Raw genomic sequence first — 16365 nt, forward strand, 5'->3', positions numbered from 1 at the left:
GCTGACGCTATCGCGAGCAAGCTCGCTCCCACACTGATTTTTGGTGGACACAAAATGTGTGAACGCCTCAGATCGAAATGTGGGAGCGAGCTTGCTCGCGATGGCAATATCAGCGGCTCAAATACATCCGGGTTGTTAACAGGTAGACCGGCAACCCCGACACCAATATCAACAGCGCCGCATAAGGTGCCGCCGCCGCAAACTCCACATTCGCGGTATGCGCCCACACTTCAGTAGCCAGTGTATTAAGCCCGGTCGGACTCAACAGCAACGTCGCCGTCAGCTCCTTCATCGCATCCAGAAACACCAGTGCAAACGCCGCGCCCAGCGCCGGGAAGATGATCGGCAGGGTCACCCGGCAGAACGCGCTGAAAGACGATGCCCCCAGCGTACGAGCCGCTTCTTCCAGTTGCGGCGCAGCCTTGTTTAGCGCCGTACGAATCGGCGCCTGCGCCAGCGGTAGAAACAGCAACGCATAAGCGATCAGCAACAACGCCGAGGTCTGGTACAGCACCGGCACATAGTGCAGCGCGAAGTACACCAGTGTCAGGGCAATCACCAGTCCTGGTAATGCGTGCAGCAGATACGGCAGGCGCTCGGCCCAGATCGCCAGCCGACCCTTATGACGCACCACCAGCAATCCCACTGGAACGGCCAGCACCAGGCACAGCGCTGCGCCACCGAGGGACAGCGCCAGAGACGAGAGCAATGCCTCGCTGATCGCGGCTACCGGGAACGCCGCTGACGAACCCACCGCCAACCAGTACGCCAGCATTCCCAGCGGGATGCCGCTGCCGATGATCGCCAGCGTCAAGCAATAGAGCTGTGCGACAGTCGCCCAGGGTCCGAGGCGAACCTGTTCTGCCCGGCGTGCCGCGCCTTGCCCGGTGCGCACGTGTCGGCCTTTGCCGCGCACTCGCAACTCCAGCCACAGCAGTACCAGACACAGTCCCAGCAGCACCGCCGAAAGCATCGCCGCGTTGGCGTTGCTGAATTCCAGCTCGAACTGTTGGTAGATGGCTGTAGTGAAAGTCTGCAGGCCGATAATCGACAGCGCGCCGAACTCCACCAGCATGTGCAGCGCTATCAGTAGAGACCCGGCCAGCAGTGATGGCCAGAGCAGAGGCAGGGTGATCTTGAAAAAGACGCCCAGGCGATTCTGCCCCAGCGTCCGGGCGGACTCTTCCAGCGACGGGTCAAGATTGCGCAGCGTCGCCGCCACCGGCAGGAATATCAGCGGATACTTGGACAGTGTCATCACTAGAATTGCCCCGCCCAGGCCTTCGAAGTGCGCGCTCAGGGAGACCCAGGTGAAACTGCTGACGAACGCCGGCACGGCGAACGGCAAGCACAGGATTACACCCCACAAGCGCCGGCCCGGCAGATTGCTGCGTTCCAGCAGCCAGGCCAGCGACAGGCCGATCACGCCGCAAGCCAGCGTGACACCGACCATCAGCGACAAGGTGTTGCGCAGCAGGCCAAACACATATGGCCGCCACAGCAAGTGCAGCGCTTCGGCCCAGCCCGCTTGCCAGGTCTTGATCCCGACATAAGCCAGTGGCAGCAGGCTGAGCACAACCAACAGCAGAACCGGCAACAGCAACCAGATCGATGGCCGTTTGCGCCGTGGCACATAGCCCCCGCGAGAGGCGGGGGCGGATAACGATGGGTTCATCAGTTCAAGCCAACGTCACGTTCCAGATCCAGGGCTTCTTCGGCATTGCCGAGGTCGGCCGGAGTGACTTTCGGCGCTTGCAGTTCACTGAACGGCTTCAGGCCACGATCCGACTGCATGCCTTTGTGCAGCGGGTATTCCGCGGTGGTCTGGGTGATCACGCGCTGGCCTTCTTCGCTGGCCATGTAGGTGAGCAATTGCTGCGCTTCTTTTGGCTGCTTGCTGGATTTCAGCACAGCGGCGCTGGAAACGGTGATCAGCCCGCCGACGTCGCCGCCGGTGAAATAATGCAGTTTCGAATCGAGCTGGCCTTTTTCACGCTGCAAGGCGAACCAGTAGTAATTGTTCACCAGTACGGTGGCGACTTCGCCATTTTCCACGGCCTTCAGTGCAACCATGTTGTTGCTGTAAGTCTTGCCGAATGCACGCAGGCCGGTCAGCCACTCTTCGGCTGCGTCCATGCCGTGCACCTTGATGATCGCCACGGCCTGTTCCTGGAATGCGCCGCTGGTGGGCACGAAGCCGACCTTGCCTTGCCATTTCGGGTCGGAGAATTCCATCACCGACGTCGGCAGGTCTTTTTCGTCGATCAGTTTCGGATTGAAAGCGACGACTCGGACCCGCGCCGTGATGCCGATCCATGTGCCATTGCCGGCGACGTAGTCTTTTGGCAGAACGGCGAGGGTGGCGGCATCGGTCTGCGCCAGCAAGCCCTGTTCGCCGAGCTTGTTCAGCGGTGGTGATTCTTCGGTGTAGATCACGTCGGCGGGCGAGCGATCGCCTTCTTCGACGACCTGGCTGGCGAGCTGGTTGCTGCTGCCTTTGCGCACGTTGACGTGAATCCCGGTCTTGGCTTCGAAGGCTTTGGCGATGGCATCGCCGACTTCCTTGTGTTGACCGTTGTAGAGTGTCAGGGAGACTGGGTCGGCGGCCTGGGAGAGGGGGGTGGCCAGTGTCAGGCCAAGCAGGGTAATGGCCAGGCCACGGCGCAGGGTATTTCGAAACATCATTCGCAGGGTTCCTCACTGTCGCATTGCAAAATCTTGCAACAATGATAAACGATATTGTTTCTCATGTGCGCCTTGCGGGGCTGGCATGCGTCTGGTAACGGGGCACGTTACCTGTGGGAGCGAGCTTGCTCGCGATGGTCGTGAACGATAACGCTGTGAACCTGACACCCTGCGGCGATCTCAGGTTTATCGCGAGCAAGCTCGCTCCTACAGGGGGGGGCGTGTTGATATTTTGAAAGCCGGAAACGCAAAAACCCGCTTTCGCGGGTTTCTGTGAAATTCAAGATCGTGACCTTGAATTTGAATTGGTGCCCAGAAGAAGACTCGAACTTCCACGACCTTGCGGTCACCAGCACCTGAAGCTGGCGTGTCTACCAATTTCACCATCTGGGCATAATCTTCAGCGTTGCCGCTGTTGATGTGGCGCACTATACGGAGAGCTTTTTGATCTGTAAACCCCTGATTTGATTTTGATAAATCAAAAAGCCCCAAATGCAAAAAACCCGCTTTCGCGGGTTTTTGTGCGAGCCTTGAAATTGATCTAATCTCAAGCTCGGAATTGGTGCCCAGAAGAAGACTCGAACTTCCACGACCTTGCGGTCACCAGCACCTGAAGCTGGCGTGTCTACCAATTTCACCATCTGGGCAGTATCGATAACGCTAGTACGTCGTCGATGGCGCGCACTATACGGAGCGTCTTTTTAACTGTAAACCCCTGGCATCAAAAAAACCTGGAATTTTTTACCAGTGGCACTTAAATCAGCTTTACGGTGTCGATTGAGGGCTTTAGATGGGCTGTCATAGCCTGAAATTTCCCGTTTCATTACGCCTATGCCAAACTAACCCGCATATAGACAAGGTGAAAACTCTCTAATGGCCGATTGGCAGTCCCTCGATCCCGAGGCCGCTCGTGAAGCGGAAAAATATGAAAACCCTATTCCTAGCCGCGAACTGATCCTTCAGCACCTTGCTGATCGGGGTTCGCCTGCTAACCGCGAGCAGCTGGTCGAAGAGTTTGGTCTGACCACAGAAGACCAGATCGAAGCCCTGCGCCGCCGTCTTCGCGCCATGGAGCGCGACGCTCAACTCATTTATACCCGTCGCGGCACCTATGCGCCGGTGGACAAGCTCGACCTGATCCTGGGCCGCATCAGCGGTCACCGTGACGGCTTCGGCTTCCTGGTCCCGGACGACGGCAGTGACGACCTGTTCATGAGCCCGGCGCAAATGCGCCTGGTGTTCGACGGCGACCGTGCCCTGGCCCGCGTTTCCGGCCTCGACCGTCGCGGTCGCCGCGAAGGCATGATCGTCGAAGTGGTCTCCCGGGCTCACGAGACCATCGTCGGTCGCTACTTCGAAGAGGGTGGTATCGGTTTCGTGGTGGCGGACAATCCGAAGATCCAGCAGGAAGTGCTGGTGACACCGGGCCGCAATGCCAATGCCAAGATCGGTCAGTTCGTCGAAGTGAAGATCACTCACTGGCCGACGCCGCGCTTCCAGCCGCAAGGCGACGTGGTTGAAGTCGTGGGTAACTACATGGCGCCGGGCATGGAAATCGATGTCGCCCTGCGCACTTACGATATTCCTCACGTCTGGCCTGAAGCGGTCTTGAAAGAAGCCGCCAAGCTCAAGCCGGAAGTCGAAGAGAAGGACAAAGAGAAACGCATCGACCTGCGTCACCTGCCGTTCGTGACCATCGACGGTGAGGATGCTCGCGACTTCGATGACGCGGTCTACTGCGAAGCCAAGCCGGGCAAGCTGCGCCTGTTCTCCGGTGGCTGGAAGTTGTACGTGGCGATTGCCGACGTCTCCAGCTACGTGAAAATCGGTTCAGCCCTGGATAACGAATCCCAGGTTCGCGGCAACTCGGTGTACTTCCCCGAGCGCGTGATTCCGATGCTGCCTGAGCAGTTGTCCAACGGCTTGTGCTCGCTGAATCCGCACGTCGATCGCCTGGCCATGGTTTGCGAGATGACCATCTCCAAATCCGGTGAGATGACCGACTACTGCTTCTACGAGGCAGTGATTCACTCCCACGCTCGCCTGACCTACAACAAGGTCAGCGCCATGCTGGAAACGCCGAAACTCACCGAGGCGCGTCAACTGCGTGGCGAGTACAACGACGTTCTGCCGCACCTCAAGCAGCTTTACGCACTGTACAAAGTGCTGCTGGCCGCTCGTCACGTGCGTGGCGCGATCGATTTCGAAACCCAGGAAACCCGGATCATCTTCGGCACCGAGCGCAAGATTGCCGAAATCCGCCCGACCGTTCGCAACGACGCGCACAAGCTGATCGAGGAATGCATGCTGGCGGCCAACGTGGCCACCGCTGAGTTCCTGAAAAAGCACGAAATCCCGGCTCTGTATCGCGTCCACGATGGTCCGCCGCCGGAGCGTCTGGAAAAACTGCGCGCCTTCCTCGGTGAGCTCGGCCTGTCCCTGCACAAAGGCAAGGATGGCCCGTCGCCGAAGGATTACCAGGCGTTGCTGGCGAGCATCAAGGACCGTCCGGATTTCCACCTGATCCAGACCGTTATGCTGCGTTCGTTGAGCCAGGCGGTGTATAGCGCCGATAACCAGGGCCACTTCGGCCTGAATTACGAAGCCTATACCCACTTCACCTCGCCGATTCGCCGCTACCCGGACTTGCTCACGCACCGGGCGATTCGCAGCGTCATCCATTCGAAAATGGACACCCCGCACGTTCGCCGTGCCGGTGCGATGACCATTCCGAAAGCGCGTATCTATCCGTACGACGAAGCGATCCTGGAGCAGCTCGGCGAGCAGTGCTCGATGAGCGAGCGCCGCGCCGACGAAGCCACCCGCGACGTGGTGAACTGGCTCAAGTGCGAGTTCATGAAAGATCGCGTGGGCGAGTCGTTCCCGGGTGTGATCACCGCCGTGACCGGCTTCGGCCTGTTCGTCGAGTTGACCGATATCTACGTCGAAGGCCTGGTGCACGTCACCGCGCTGCCGGGCGATTACTACCACTTCGACCCTGTGCATCACCGCCTCGCCGGTGAGCGTACCGGTCGCAGCTTCCGCCTTGGCGACACCGTTGAAGTGCGCGTGATGCGCGTCGACCTCGACGAGCGCAAGATCGACTTCGAGATGGCTGAAAAAACCATCAGCGCGCCAATCGGCCGCAAGAAGCGCGGAACGGAAAAAACCGAGCCAGCCACCAAGACTGCTGCTAAAACCGCAGCGGAGCCGGCGCCGGCGAAAACCGGTCGTCGTCCAGCCAAGGAAAAGGCGGTCGAGGCCTATCGCCCGAGCGATGCCGCGGCGAAAAACGCCGAGCTGCGCAAAAGCCGTGAAATGAAGCAGGCCTTGCTGTCTGAAGCGAAAAGCGGCGGTAAAGCGGCGTCTGGGGGAAAGACCGGACGGTCGGCGCCTGACAAGGCTCCCGGCGGCAAGCCAGCCAAACCGAGCAAACACCGTAAAGGCCCGCCCAAAGCGGGTTCCGCTCCAGCTGCCAAAAGCGGCGGGGTACGTAAACCTAAGGCCAAGTCATGAGTCAGTTGGAAAAAATCTACGGCGTGCATGCGGTAGAAGCGTTGCTGCGTCATCATCCGAAGCGCGTCAAGCAGATCTGGCTGGCGGAAGGCCGCAGTGATCCGCGGGTTCAGACGCTGATCGAGCTGGCTGCAGAAAATCGCGTAGCTGTCGGCAACGCCGAGCGCCGCGAGCTGGACGCCTGGGTTGAGGGCGTGCACCAGGGCGTGGTGGCGGAAGTGAGTCCGAGCCAGGTCTGGGGCGAGGCGATGCTCGATGAGCTGCTCGACCGCACCGAAGGCGCACCGCTGTTGCTGGTGCTCGACGGCGTGACCGACCCGCACAACCTCGGCGCTTGCCTGCGTTCGGCCGATGCGGCGGGTGCGCTGGCGGTGATCGTGCCAAAGGACAAGTCGGCCACCCTGACCCCGACGGTACGTAAGGTCGCTTGCGGTGCGGCGGAAGTCATTCCGTTGGTGGCCGTGACCAACCTGGCGCGCACCCTGGAAAAACTCAAGCAGCGTGGCTTGTGGGTCGTCGGTACCGCGGGCGAGGCTGAGCAGAGCCTGTATCAGCAGGACATGACCGGCCCGACCATCCTGATCATGGGCGCGGAAGGCAGCGGCATGCGTCGCCTGACTCGTGATCTTTGCGACTACCTGGTACACCTGCCGATGGCTGGCAGCGTCAGCAGTCTCAACGTGTCCGTAGCGACTGGCGTCTGCCTGTTCGAGGCTAAGCGCCAGCGTAGCGTTAAAGCGACTGCCGGCGGCAAGAAGTCCTAAGCCTGTTGCAATTCCTGTGGGAGCGAGCTTGCTCGCGATAGCGGAGTAACATTCAGCATCAATGTTGAATGTTGCGCCCTCATCGTCGGAACGCCGCCCGGAGCAAGCTCGCTCCCACAGTGGTTTGTGGTGAGGCGAAAATGGGCGTGTGAACGAACTGTTCAAATAATCACCAATTGCCTTGCACCTCTTCCGTCCCTTCTCTACAATTGCGCCCCTTGCTGTGACGGCAGGCACGCATGTGTCTATCGCAAGCAAGTCCATAAGTGTCATTCACTCCTTGTCTGACCGCTTTTGAGCGGCAGGCTACAACCCGTAAGGAGCATTCATGCGTCATTACGAAATCATCTTTTTGGTCCACCCGGATCAAAGCGAGCAAGTCGGCGGCATGGTTGAGCGTTACACCAAGCTGATCGAAGAAGATGGCGGCAAAATCCACCGTCTGGAAGATTGGGGCCGTCGTCAACTGGCCTACGCAATCAACAATGTTCACAAGGCTCACTACGTGATGCTGAACGTTGAGTGCACTGGCAAGGCCCTGGCCGAGCTGGAAGACAACTTCCGCTACAACGATGCAGTGATCCGTAACCTGGTCATCCGTCGCGAAGAAGCCGTTACCGGCCAATCCGAGATGCTCAAGGCTGAAGAAAACCGCAGTGAGCGCCGTGAGCGTCGCGACCGTCCTGAGCACGAAGGCGCCGAAAGCGCTGATAGTGATGACAGCGACAACAGCGATAACGCTGACGAGTAATCCACGGACCTTTTGAGGAGCCTATTACATGGCACGTTTCTTCCGTCGTCGTAAATTCTGCCGCTTCACCGCTGAAGACGTGAAAGAGATCGATTACAAAGATCTCAACACCCTGAAAGCTTATGTATCCGAGACCGGCAAAATCGTTCCAAGCCGTATCACCGGTACCAAAGCACGTTATCAGCGTCAGCTGGCCACCGCTATCAAGCGCGCCCGCTTCCTGGCCCTGCTGGCCTACACCGACAGCCACGGCCGCTGAGACCGGGCAGTCGACACGTAGCAAAGGATTGAAAGCATGCGTGCCTTAGCTGAGTTCATCATGCGCGGCCGTATGCAGGCCATTCTTGTAGTGGCCGGATGCGCAACATTGCCGTTGTTGTATTGGTTGGGTGCTGCCGCTGGATGCCTTGTGCTCCTGCGGCGCGGATTGAAGGACGCCATTGGCGTTCTTGCTCTGGGACTGCTGCCGGCATTGATCTGGTGGCTGTACGCCGATGACCCACGGGCACTTCTGGTGCTGCTGGGGTCTTCGAGCCTTGCGTTGGTTTTGCGCGCAAGCGAGTCCTGGAACCGCGTGCTGCTGGTCAGCATAGCGATGGGAGTGGTGTTTGCAGTGGTGCTGGGGACAGTTTTTGCTCCCCAAATCGAGATGCTGGCGCAGGCCTTGATAAAGGTCATGCCGTCGCTACTCGGTGATGTCTACCAGAAGTTGTCGGTAGACGAGCAAGCGCATTTTGCGTCCCTGATTGCACCGGTCCTGACTGGCCTGATAGCGGCCTTGTTGCAAATCGTCAGTGTGCTGAGCCTGATTGTCGGGCGCTACTGGCAGGCGTTGTTGTACAACCCGGGTGGTTTTGGTCGCGAGTTTCGCGCCATCCGATTCCCGCTTTTGCCTGCGATGTTGCTGCTGGCGTGCATGCTTCTGGGACCGAACATCGGTCCGCAGATGGCCATGTTGACGCCGTTGTGCAGCGTACCGCTGGTATTCGCCGGGCTGGCCCTGATTCACGGGCTGGTGGCGCAAAAGCGACTGGCCAGGTTCTGGCTGGTGGGGTTGTACGTCACGCTGTTGCTGTTCATGCAGCTGATCTATCCGTTGCTGGTGGTCTTGGCCATCGTCGACAGCCTGATTGATTTTCGCGGTCGTTCGACGCCGAAAGACGTCGATAGCGCGAACGGTGAAGGTTAAAAGTTAAGAGGATTTTCACATGCAACTGATCCTTCTGGAAAAAGTCACCAACCTGGGCAACCTGGGTGACAAAGTGAACGTTAAGGCTGGTTACGGTCGTAACTACCTGCTGCCTTACGGCAAAGCTACCGCTGCGACCGCTGCCAACCTGGCTGCGTTCGAAGAGCGTCGCGCCGAGCTGGAAAAAGCCGCAGCAGACCGTAAAACTTCGGCTGAAAACCGCGCCGCCCAACTGGCTGAGCTGGAAGTGACTATCACTGCCACCGCCGGTGACGAAGGCAAGCTGTTCGGTTCGATCGGTACTCACGACATCGCTGATGCACTGACCGCCTCTGGCGTTGAAGTTGCAAAAAGCGAAGTTCGTCTGCCGAACGGCACCATCCGCAACGTAGGCGAATTCGACGTAGCCGTGCACCTGCACGCCGAAGTTGAAGCCACCGTACGCGTTGTCGTGGTAGCAGCTTAAGCAGCACTTGTCGGCTGGCACCCTCGGGTGCTTGCCGGTAACATCGGGCACGATCCTGTTTACAGGTCGTGCCCTTTGTCTTTCTGTAACCCCTGCTTTTCATAACCAAAAATTCAAGTGGCCATGAACGATATCTCCGCTCCCGAGCAATACGATCTGCAAACCGCTGCCCTGAAGGTGCCGCCGCATTCCATCGAGGCCGAACAGGCCGTGCTCGGTGGTTTGATGCTGGACAACAACGCCTGGGAGCGCGTGCTTGATCAGGTGTCGGACGGCGATTTCTATCGTCATGACCACCGTTTGATCTTCCGTGCGATCGCCAAACTGGCCGATCAGAACTCGCCGATCGACGTCGTGACCCTTGCCGAACAATTGGACAAGGAAGGTCAGACCTCGCAAGTCGGCGGCCTCGGTTATCTTGGTGAACTGGCGAAAAACACGCCGTCCGTCGCCAACATCAAGGCGTATGCGCAGATCGTCCGTGCACGGGCAACCTTGCGGCAATTGATCGGCATCGCCAGCGAAATCGCCGACAGCGCCTTCAACCCCGAAGGTCGCTCAGCTGAAGAGATCCTCGACGAAGCCGAAAGGCAGATCTTCCAGATCGCCGAAGCCCGGCCAAAAACCGGTGGCCCGGTGAGCGTGAATGACCTGCTGACCAAGGCCATCGACCGCATCGACACCTTGTTCAACACCGACAACGCCATTACCGGCCTGTCCACCGGTTACACCGATCTCGACGGCATGACCAGCGGCCTGCAGCCGTCCGACCTGATCATCGTCGCCGGCCGTCCGTCCATGGGTAAAACCACCTTTGCGATGAACCTGGTGGAAAACGCCGTATTGCGCAGCGACAAGTGCGTACTGGTCTACTCGCTGGAGATGCCAGGCGAATCGCTGATCATGCGTATGTTGTCGTCCCTCGGCCGGATCGATCAGACCAAGGTCCGGGCCGGTCGCCTGGACGACGACGATTGGCCACGCCTGACTTCTGCGGTCAACCTGCTCAACGACCGCAAGCTGTTCATCGACGATACAGCCGGTATCAGCCCCTCGGAAATGCGTGCGCGGACCCGACGACTGGTGCGTGAACACGGCGATGTGGCCCTGATCATGATCGACTACCTGCAATTGATGCAGATCCCGGGCTCCGGGGGCGACAACCGGACCAACGAAATTTCCGAAATCTCCCGTTCCTTGAAGGCCCTGGCCAAGGAATTCAACTGCCCGGTGGTGGCGCTCTCGCAGCTCAACCGCTCCCTGGAACAACGGCCGAACAAACGTCCGATCAACTCCGACTTGCGCGAGTCCGGAGCGATCGAGCAGGATGCTGACGTGATCATGTTCGTGTACCGGGATGAGGTGTATCACCCGGAAACCGAGCATAAAGGCATCGCCGAGATCATCATCGGCAAGCAGCGGAACGGTCCGATCGGCACGTCACGACTGGCGTTCATCGGCAAGTACACCCGCTTCGAAAACCTGGCGCCGGGCAGCTACAACTTCGACGACGAGTGACAGCTGGCCGTTTTTTCAGCCAGCTGCACCCTTGATCATTTTCGCGTTCAATCAAACTTGATCGTTACCTCCCAGGCAGTCAGGTCGCTGACGCGGAGGGGGCTTTGGATACCAGCTCGAAGATTCTCTGCGCCGTCCTGCCATCAATCGTTTCGCGCCAGATGGCGATGTGCGCTCTTCCGGCTTGTTCATCCTGGCGTTGGGAGGAAGCCCCCAATCCGCTCTGCTCAAGGGTTTTGAGATGGCCACCCTTTACCGTGAAGTTCAACGTAGGGCTGTCCTTCTTTTCATAGTGGAAATGGGCCTGCCATAGCGGCTCTCCGTCGCGTTTGTCGTTGAGTGAGTAAATGTCGAGAAAGTGCTTGCCCTTGCCCTTGCCGCGCTCCAGTCGGTTATGGGTTTTGACGACGCTGATCTGTTGCTGGCTGATCAAATACGCCAGTCGGTCGGCGCTCAGAAAGGCATTGTCCTTGTAGAGCCGGATGCGGATGTCTTCGCCTTCGTTGCGCAGGCGCTGACTGTCTTGCCTCAGGCGCTGGACAAGGGGACCGATGTTGTCCGCGGCCGGATTCGCCGTTCGTTCGAGCTGTCGGGCAATGTCGTCGAGCGCTTCGGCCTTGCCACCGAGAAATTCAACGATATTGGTGGCGTTGCGTTTTGCCTGTTCATCCTGCCGGGCACTGCTCAGGTGCGACTCGGACTGACCCAGCCGCTGGGTGGCTTGCGCCATCAGTTCGGGCAACGCTCTGTTTTGTGCGGGCTGCACCCGGCGCCATTCACCCTCTCTGCGTTCGTAGGTTCGCAAAACCTGCGCCGAATTGGTGGGGTCAATCACATCGATCACCTCTTCGCCCGTTACGGTGCGACGCGGTTGACCGACACTGATCTTGTAGACGCCGTGGTGTTTGGCGCGAAAGACTCGTCTGGGCATCGGTGCCGGCCCGGCTCTGTCTTGCGCAGGAACGAAGTCGAAATCAATGGGCTGATCCTGTGCCGAAAGCGCCAAGGTTTTTTCCAGGCCCTGGTGATAACGGGTCGCGAGGCTTTCCAGCGTGGTTTCGAAAGACTGGATGGCCTCGGTGATTTCGCGCCGGGAGTTGGTTTGAGGGGAGTCTGGCGGCAGCACAAGATCCTCGAACGATGCCCTGATGGCTGCGCTTTGATCGAGCAAACTGGTCAGTACCGCGATGCGGGCGACCTCCGGAACACTCTCGATCCCCCGGAAGGCCGACGCGACTTCGATAAAAGAGTGCGCCAGTTGCACCGCTTCGGAGTCGCTGTTGCCTGGGTCGTCCGTCAGCAGGCGGCTGCGGGCTTCTACCCAGCCGGAGACTACTTCATGAATCTCCTTTGGGTCGTAACCCAGTTCGGCCAGCTCAAGCTCTGAGGAGCGCGATCTTGTCTGGATGTCATTTACAACCTGCTGGCGCTTTTCCAGAATATTCCGTTTGTTCATCAGGTGTTCAGCGACAGCTTGATAGGCCGTTGCCGGGTCATTGATTAGTTGAATCTCCAGGGATTTGCGTGCATCGCTGGCAACAATGAGACGGTTGTAGGCTGCAACTGTAAATTCCCGAAGTTCGTGCAGTTCGTTTCTATAGACGCCGTTTGCTTTAACAAGAATCAACCAATCGTGTTCGTTCATGTACTTGGTGACCAGATCTTGCAGATGAACGAGTTCTCGGCGAATTTGTACTTCCAGGAGTACCAGAGACGTTCTTTCACCTTCGGTGCCGACTGCTCTCTCCCAGCGAGACGTTAGCTGAAGCCTTTTCTGTCTGGCAGCCTCAAGCATGGCGGATTCTGTACGCAATAACGCTATCCGGTCGGCGAACCGATCTTGCAAGGAGATGTTTCCTCGCGGCCGCATCCCCCCCGCACCGGCCACCCTGGTTCCCACCCAGCTGTTCTGCGCATCGAGAACAATCGGCTCTGACCTTCCCGGGCGCGTCGCGACATAAACGTTGTCGGCGTCCAGGGCGACGGGATCTTCTGTCCGGACAATGCGCATCACGGAGGCTTGCGGCGACGATGCCTCAAGATCATGCAGTACCTGATAGGCGTGGTGCTCGATGACAATGTAGAGCTTGTCATTGAATCGGTGCAGCCCGTCGTTGCCCGGTTCGACGCCAGTGAGGTCCGGGTTCGTGCGGAAGGCTTCCAGGCGGGTGGCGGTCAACGGGTAGGTCGCTGGCGCAATGTCATCCAGCGGATGCCAGAACTTGGCATCAGGATCGTGCACCAGCACCGGGCCTGAAGGTTGCAGTTCGTTTGGCAGTTTGGCCCGATACAGGCCGGTTTCCGGATCCGCAACGATGTGCACAATGCCGCCAGGCACATCGGCATACTGGCGTCCTTTGAACGTCCTGAAACCCTGGGCGTCGGCGTCCGGTAGCCGGGCCGCAGTGGTAATCCAGTAATGCTCCAGCGGGCGTTGCTCAGGCGTAAGTGCGGCGTCAGAGGCAGAAGATGTCTCGCTGACCGTGACGGGCGGCGCCAGTGTGATTGCATCAAGGTCAATGTCCCCCGGTACTCTGCCCGGCTCCGCGGGATTGCGCGGATGTGTCCCGATGGTTGGGCCGAAGTCGACACGGGGTGGTATGTCGGGGTGCGGTGTGGGCCCGTCCAATGGTGACGTGTATGGACATCGACTGTGGTGGTGCCTCTCGGAGGCGGTTTTGGTGACATGAATTTTCATCCTTGATCGGTTTCCGCATCAGCACCCACAAACGGGATGCTGAAGTGGCAGTTGGCTTCATTGCCATTTTTTCGCTTCACGGATCTGTAAAGCACCTGGTGTACGGTTCGATTCGGGTTATGCGGGACGTCGGATCAAAGAGAAACCGACCACTGTCGTCGGAATTGGTCAAATTTTGTGCTATATTCCGCGCCCGCGATTTTTCATCTCAACACCGGTCATCGACATGCAAGCAGCCAAGCCGTTATTTGACTATCCAAAATATTGGGCCGAATGTTTCGGGCCTGCGCCATTCCTGCCGATGAGCAGGGAGGAGATGGATCAGCTCGGCTGGGATTCATGCGACATCATCATCGTCACCGGTGATGCCTACGTCGATCACCCGTCGTTCGGCATGGCGATCATCGGCCGGCTGCTGGAGTCCCAGGGCTTCCGCGTCGGGATCATTGCCCAGCCGAACTGGCAGTCCAAAGACGACTTCATGAAGCTCGGCGAGCCGAACCTGTTCTTCGGTGTCGCGGCCGGCAACATGGACTCCATGATCAACCGCTACACCGCCGACAAGAAAATCCGTTCCGATGACGCCTACACCCCCGGTGGCCTGGCGGGCAAGCGTCCGGACCGCGCGAGCCTGGTCTACAGCCAACGCTGCAAGGAAGCCTACAAGAACGTGCCGATCGTGCTTGGCGGCATCGAAGCCTCCCTGCGCCGCATCGCCCATTACGATTACTGGCAGGACCGGGTTCGCAACTCGATCCTGATCGATGCCTGCGCCGACATCCTGCTCTACGGCAACGCCGAGCGGGCGATCGTCGAAGTCGCCCAGCGTCTGTCCTACGGCCACAAGATCGAAGACATCACCGATGTGCGCGGCACCGCGTTCATTCGCCGCGACACGCCGAAAGACTGGTACGAAGTCGATTCCACGCGTATCGACCGTCCGGGCAAGATCGACAAGATCATCAACCCGTACGTGAACACCCAGGACACCCAGGCCTGCGCCATCGAGCAGGAAAAGGGTCCGGTTGAAGATCCGAGCGAAGCCAAGGTCGTGCAGATTCTGGCCAGCCCGAAGATGACTCGCGACAAGACCGTGATTCGTCTGCCGTCGGTTGAGAAAGTCCGTGGCGACGCGGTGCTCTATGCCCACGCCAACCGCGTGCTGCACCTGGAAACCAACCCGGGCAACGCCCGTGCGCTGGTGCAGAAGCATGGCGAAGTCGATGTCTGGTTCAACCCGCCGCCGATTCCGATGACCACCGAAGAAATGGACTACGTGTTCGGCATGCCCTATGCGCGCATCCCGCACCCGGCGTACGGCAAGGAGAAGATCCCGGCCTACGACATGATCCGTTTCTCGGTGAACATCATGCGTGGCTGCTTCGGCGGCTGCACCTTCTGCTCGATCACCGAGCACGAAGGCCGGATCATCCAGAACCGTTCCGAAGAGTCGATCATTCGCGAAATCGAAGAGATCCGCGACAAGGTTCCAGGCTTCACCGGCGTCATCTCCGACCTCGGCGGCCCGACCGCGAACATGTATCGCATTGCCTGCAAGACCCCGGAAATCGAATCCGCGTGCCGCAAGCCGTCGTGCGTGTTCCCGGGCATTTGCCCGAATTTGAACACCGACCACTCGTCGCTGATCCAGCTGTATCGCAGCGCCCGTGCGTTGCCGGGAGTGAAGAAGATCCTGATCGCTTCCGGTCTGCGTTACGACCTCGCTGTCGAGTCGCCGGAGTACGTCAAGGAACTGGTGACCCATCACGTCGGTGGTTACCTGAAGATCGCCCCGGAACACACCGAGGAAGGTCCGCTCAACCAGATGATGAAACCGGGCATCGGCAGCTATGACAAGTTCAAGCGCATGTTCGAGAAGTACTCCAAGGAAGCCGGGAAAGAGCAGTACCTGATTCCGTACTTCATCGCTGCCCACCCGGGCACCACCGACGAAGACATGATGAACCTGGCCCTGTGGCTCAAGGGCAACGGCTTCCGTGCCGACCAGGTGCAGGCGTTCTACCCGTCGCCGATGGCCACCGCCACCGCGATGTACCACTCGGGCAAGAACCCGCTACGCAAGGTGACGTACAAGAGCGACGCCGTGACCATCGTCAAAAGCGAAGAGCAGCGTCGCCTGCACAAGGCCTTCTTGCGCTATCACGATCCGAAAGGCTGGCCGATGTTGCGTGAAGCGCTGACCCGCATGGGCCGCGCCGATCTGATCGGGCCAGGCAAGAACCAGTTGATCCCGCTGCATCAGCCGGCGACTGACAGCTATCAGAGTGCCCGTCGCAAAAACTCGACACCGGCCGGCAGCCATAAAGTGGCGGGTGAGAAGACCACCAAGATCCTGACCCAGCACACCGGGCTGCCACCGCGTGCCAGCGATGGTGGTAACCCGTGGGACAAGCGGGAACAGGCCAAGGCTGCGGCGTTCGCCCGCAACCAGCAGGCGGCCAAAGAGCGCAAAGATGCGGCTAAAGGCAAAGGGCCAAAGCCTGCGCGTAAGCCGGTAGTACCGCGCTAAACGTTGACCGCTGATAACAGAACGCCAACCTTCGGGTTGGCGTTTTGCTGATCATTCCCACGCTCTGCGTGGGAATGCCTCAAGGGACGCTCCGCGTCCAGTGACGCGGAGCGTCACGGGCTGCATTCCCACGCAGAGCGTGGGAACGATCGTAGGTGTCTCGCCACATTTGCGTGCAATCCCCTAAACCAATTTCTCGCATCGCCCGATTTTGGTGCTGTACTGCCTCAAGCAAACGGAGAAAGCGC

At 59.1% G+C, this 16365-nt stretch carries 11 protein-coding genes and 2 tRNA genes; 8 read left to right on the plus strand and 5 right to left on the minus strand.

Going from position 1 to position 16365, the window contains the following annotated elements; genetic code table 11:
* Positions 1-109 precede the first annotated feature (109 nt).
* The 4 genes from ACA067_RS02420 to ACA067_RS02435 all read right to left on the minus strand — a co-directional run bounded on the left by ACA067_RS02420 (position 110) and on the right by ACA067_RS02435 (position 3332).
* The gene (locus ACA067_RS02420) at positions 110-1675 is read right to left on the minus strand and encodes an ABC transporter permease (protein WP_497460460.1); all 1566 of its coding nucleotides are present in this window, start codon (positions 1673-1675) and stop codon (positions 110-112) included.
* The gene (locus ACA067_RS02425) at positions 1675-2685 is read right to left on the minus strand and encodes an extracellular solute-binding protein (protein WP_497460461.1); all 1011 of its coding nucleotides are present in this window, start codon (positions 2683-2685) and stop codon (positions 1675-1677) included. The genes ACA067_RS02420 and ACA067_RS02425 overlap by 1 nt, the downstream gene beginning before the upstream one ends.
* A gap of 306 nt (positions 2686-2991) precedes the next feature.
* Positions 2992-3078 (minus strand) — tRNA-Leu (locus ACA067_RS02430).
* A gap of 167 nt (positions 3079-3245) precedes the next feature.
* Positions 3246-3332 (minus strand) — tRNA-Leu (locus tag ACA067_RS02435).
* A 226-nt stretch (positions 3333-3558) separates the two neighbouring features.
* Between ACA067_RS02435 and rnr the strand changes: the two genes are divergently transcribed.
* The 7 genes from rnr (at position 3559) to dnaB (ending at position 10889) form a co-directional block, all read left to right on the plus strand.
* Positions 3559-6201 (plus strand): ribonuclease R, encoded by a 2643-nt coding sequence (gene rnr / locus ACA067_RS02440; protein ID WP_497460462.1) that lies wholly within the window; start codon positions 3559-3561, stop codon positions 6199-6201.
* Entirely contained in the window at positions 6198-6965 is a 768-nt protein-coding gene (gene rlmB, locus ACA067_RS02445; protein WP_497460463.1) for a 23S rRNA (guanosine(2251)-2'-O)-methyltransferase RlmB, read from the plus strand. Before rnr ends, rlmB begins: the two co-directional genes overlap by 4 nt.
* Positions 6966-7293: 328 nt before the next feature.
* Positions 7294-7716 carry a 30S ribosomal protein S6 gene (gene rpsF, locus ACA067_RS02450; RefSeq protein ID WP_003217491.1) on the plus strand — a complete coding sequence of 141 codons (423 nt, stop codon included), beginning with the start codon at positions 7294-7296 and terminating at the stop codon, positions 7714-7716.
* A 28-nt stretch (positions 7717-7744) separates the two neighbouring features.
* Complete coding sequence (gene rpsR, locus ACA067_RS02455; RefSeq protein ID WP_002551829.1) at positions 7745-7975, plus strand: 30S ribosomal protein S18; 231 nt, start codon at positions 7745-7747, stop codon at positions 7973-7975.
* A gap of 36 nt (positions 7976-8011) precedes the next feature.
* A complete protein-coding gene (locus tag ACA067_RS02460; protein ID WP_497460464.1) occupies positions 8012-8905 on the plus strand; it encodes a hypothetical protein in 894 nt (297 codons plus the stop codon).
* Positions 8906-8924: 19 nt separating this feature from the next.
* Positions 8925-9371 carry a 50S ribosomal protein L9 gene (rplI, locus tag ACA067_RS02465; protein WP_008157007.1) on the plus strand — a complete coding sequence of 149 codons (447 nt, stop codon included), beginning with the start codon at positions 8925-8927 and terminating at the stop codon, positions 9369-9371.
* Between the two features lie 123 nt (positions 9372-9494).
* The gene (dnaB, locus tag ACA067_RS02470; RefSeq protein ID WP_201115130.1) at positions 9495-10889 is read left to right on the plus strand and encodes a replicative DNA helicase; all 1395 of its coding nucleotides are present in this window, start codon (positions 9495-9497) and stop codon (positions 10887-10889) included.
* A gap of 79 nt (positions 10890-10968) precedes the next feature.
* Here the strand turns inward: dnaB and ACA067_RS02475 are convergent, their stop codons facing one another.
* Complete coding sequence (locus tag ACA067_RS02475; RefSeq protein ID WP_497460465.1) at positions 10969-13587, minus strand: hypothetical protein; 2619 nt, start codon at positions 13585-13587, stop codon at positions 10969-10971.
* Positions 13588-13813: 226 nt separating this feature from the next.
* On the opposite strand from ACA067_RS02475, the gene ACA067_RS02480 reads away from it, so the two are divergent.
* Positions 13814-16117: a YgiQ family radical SAM protein gene (locus tag ACA067_RS02480; RefSeq protein WP_497460466.1), complete on the plus strand. Its 2304-nt coding sequence runs from the start codon at positions 13814-13816 to the stop codon at positions 16115-16117.
* Positions 16118-16365 lie beyond the last annotated feature (248 nt).

This window comes from Pseudomonas sp. LBUM1674 (assembly GCF_059695635.1).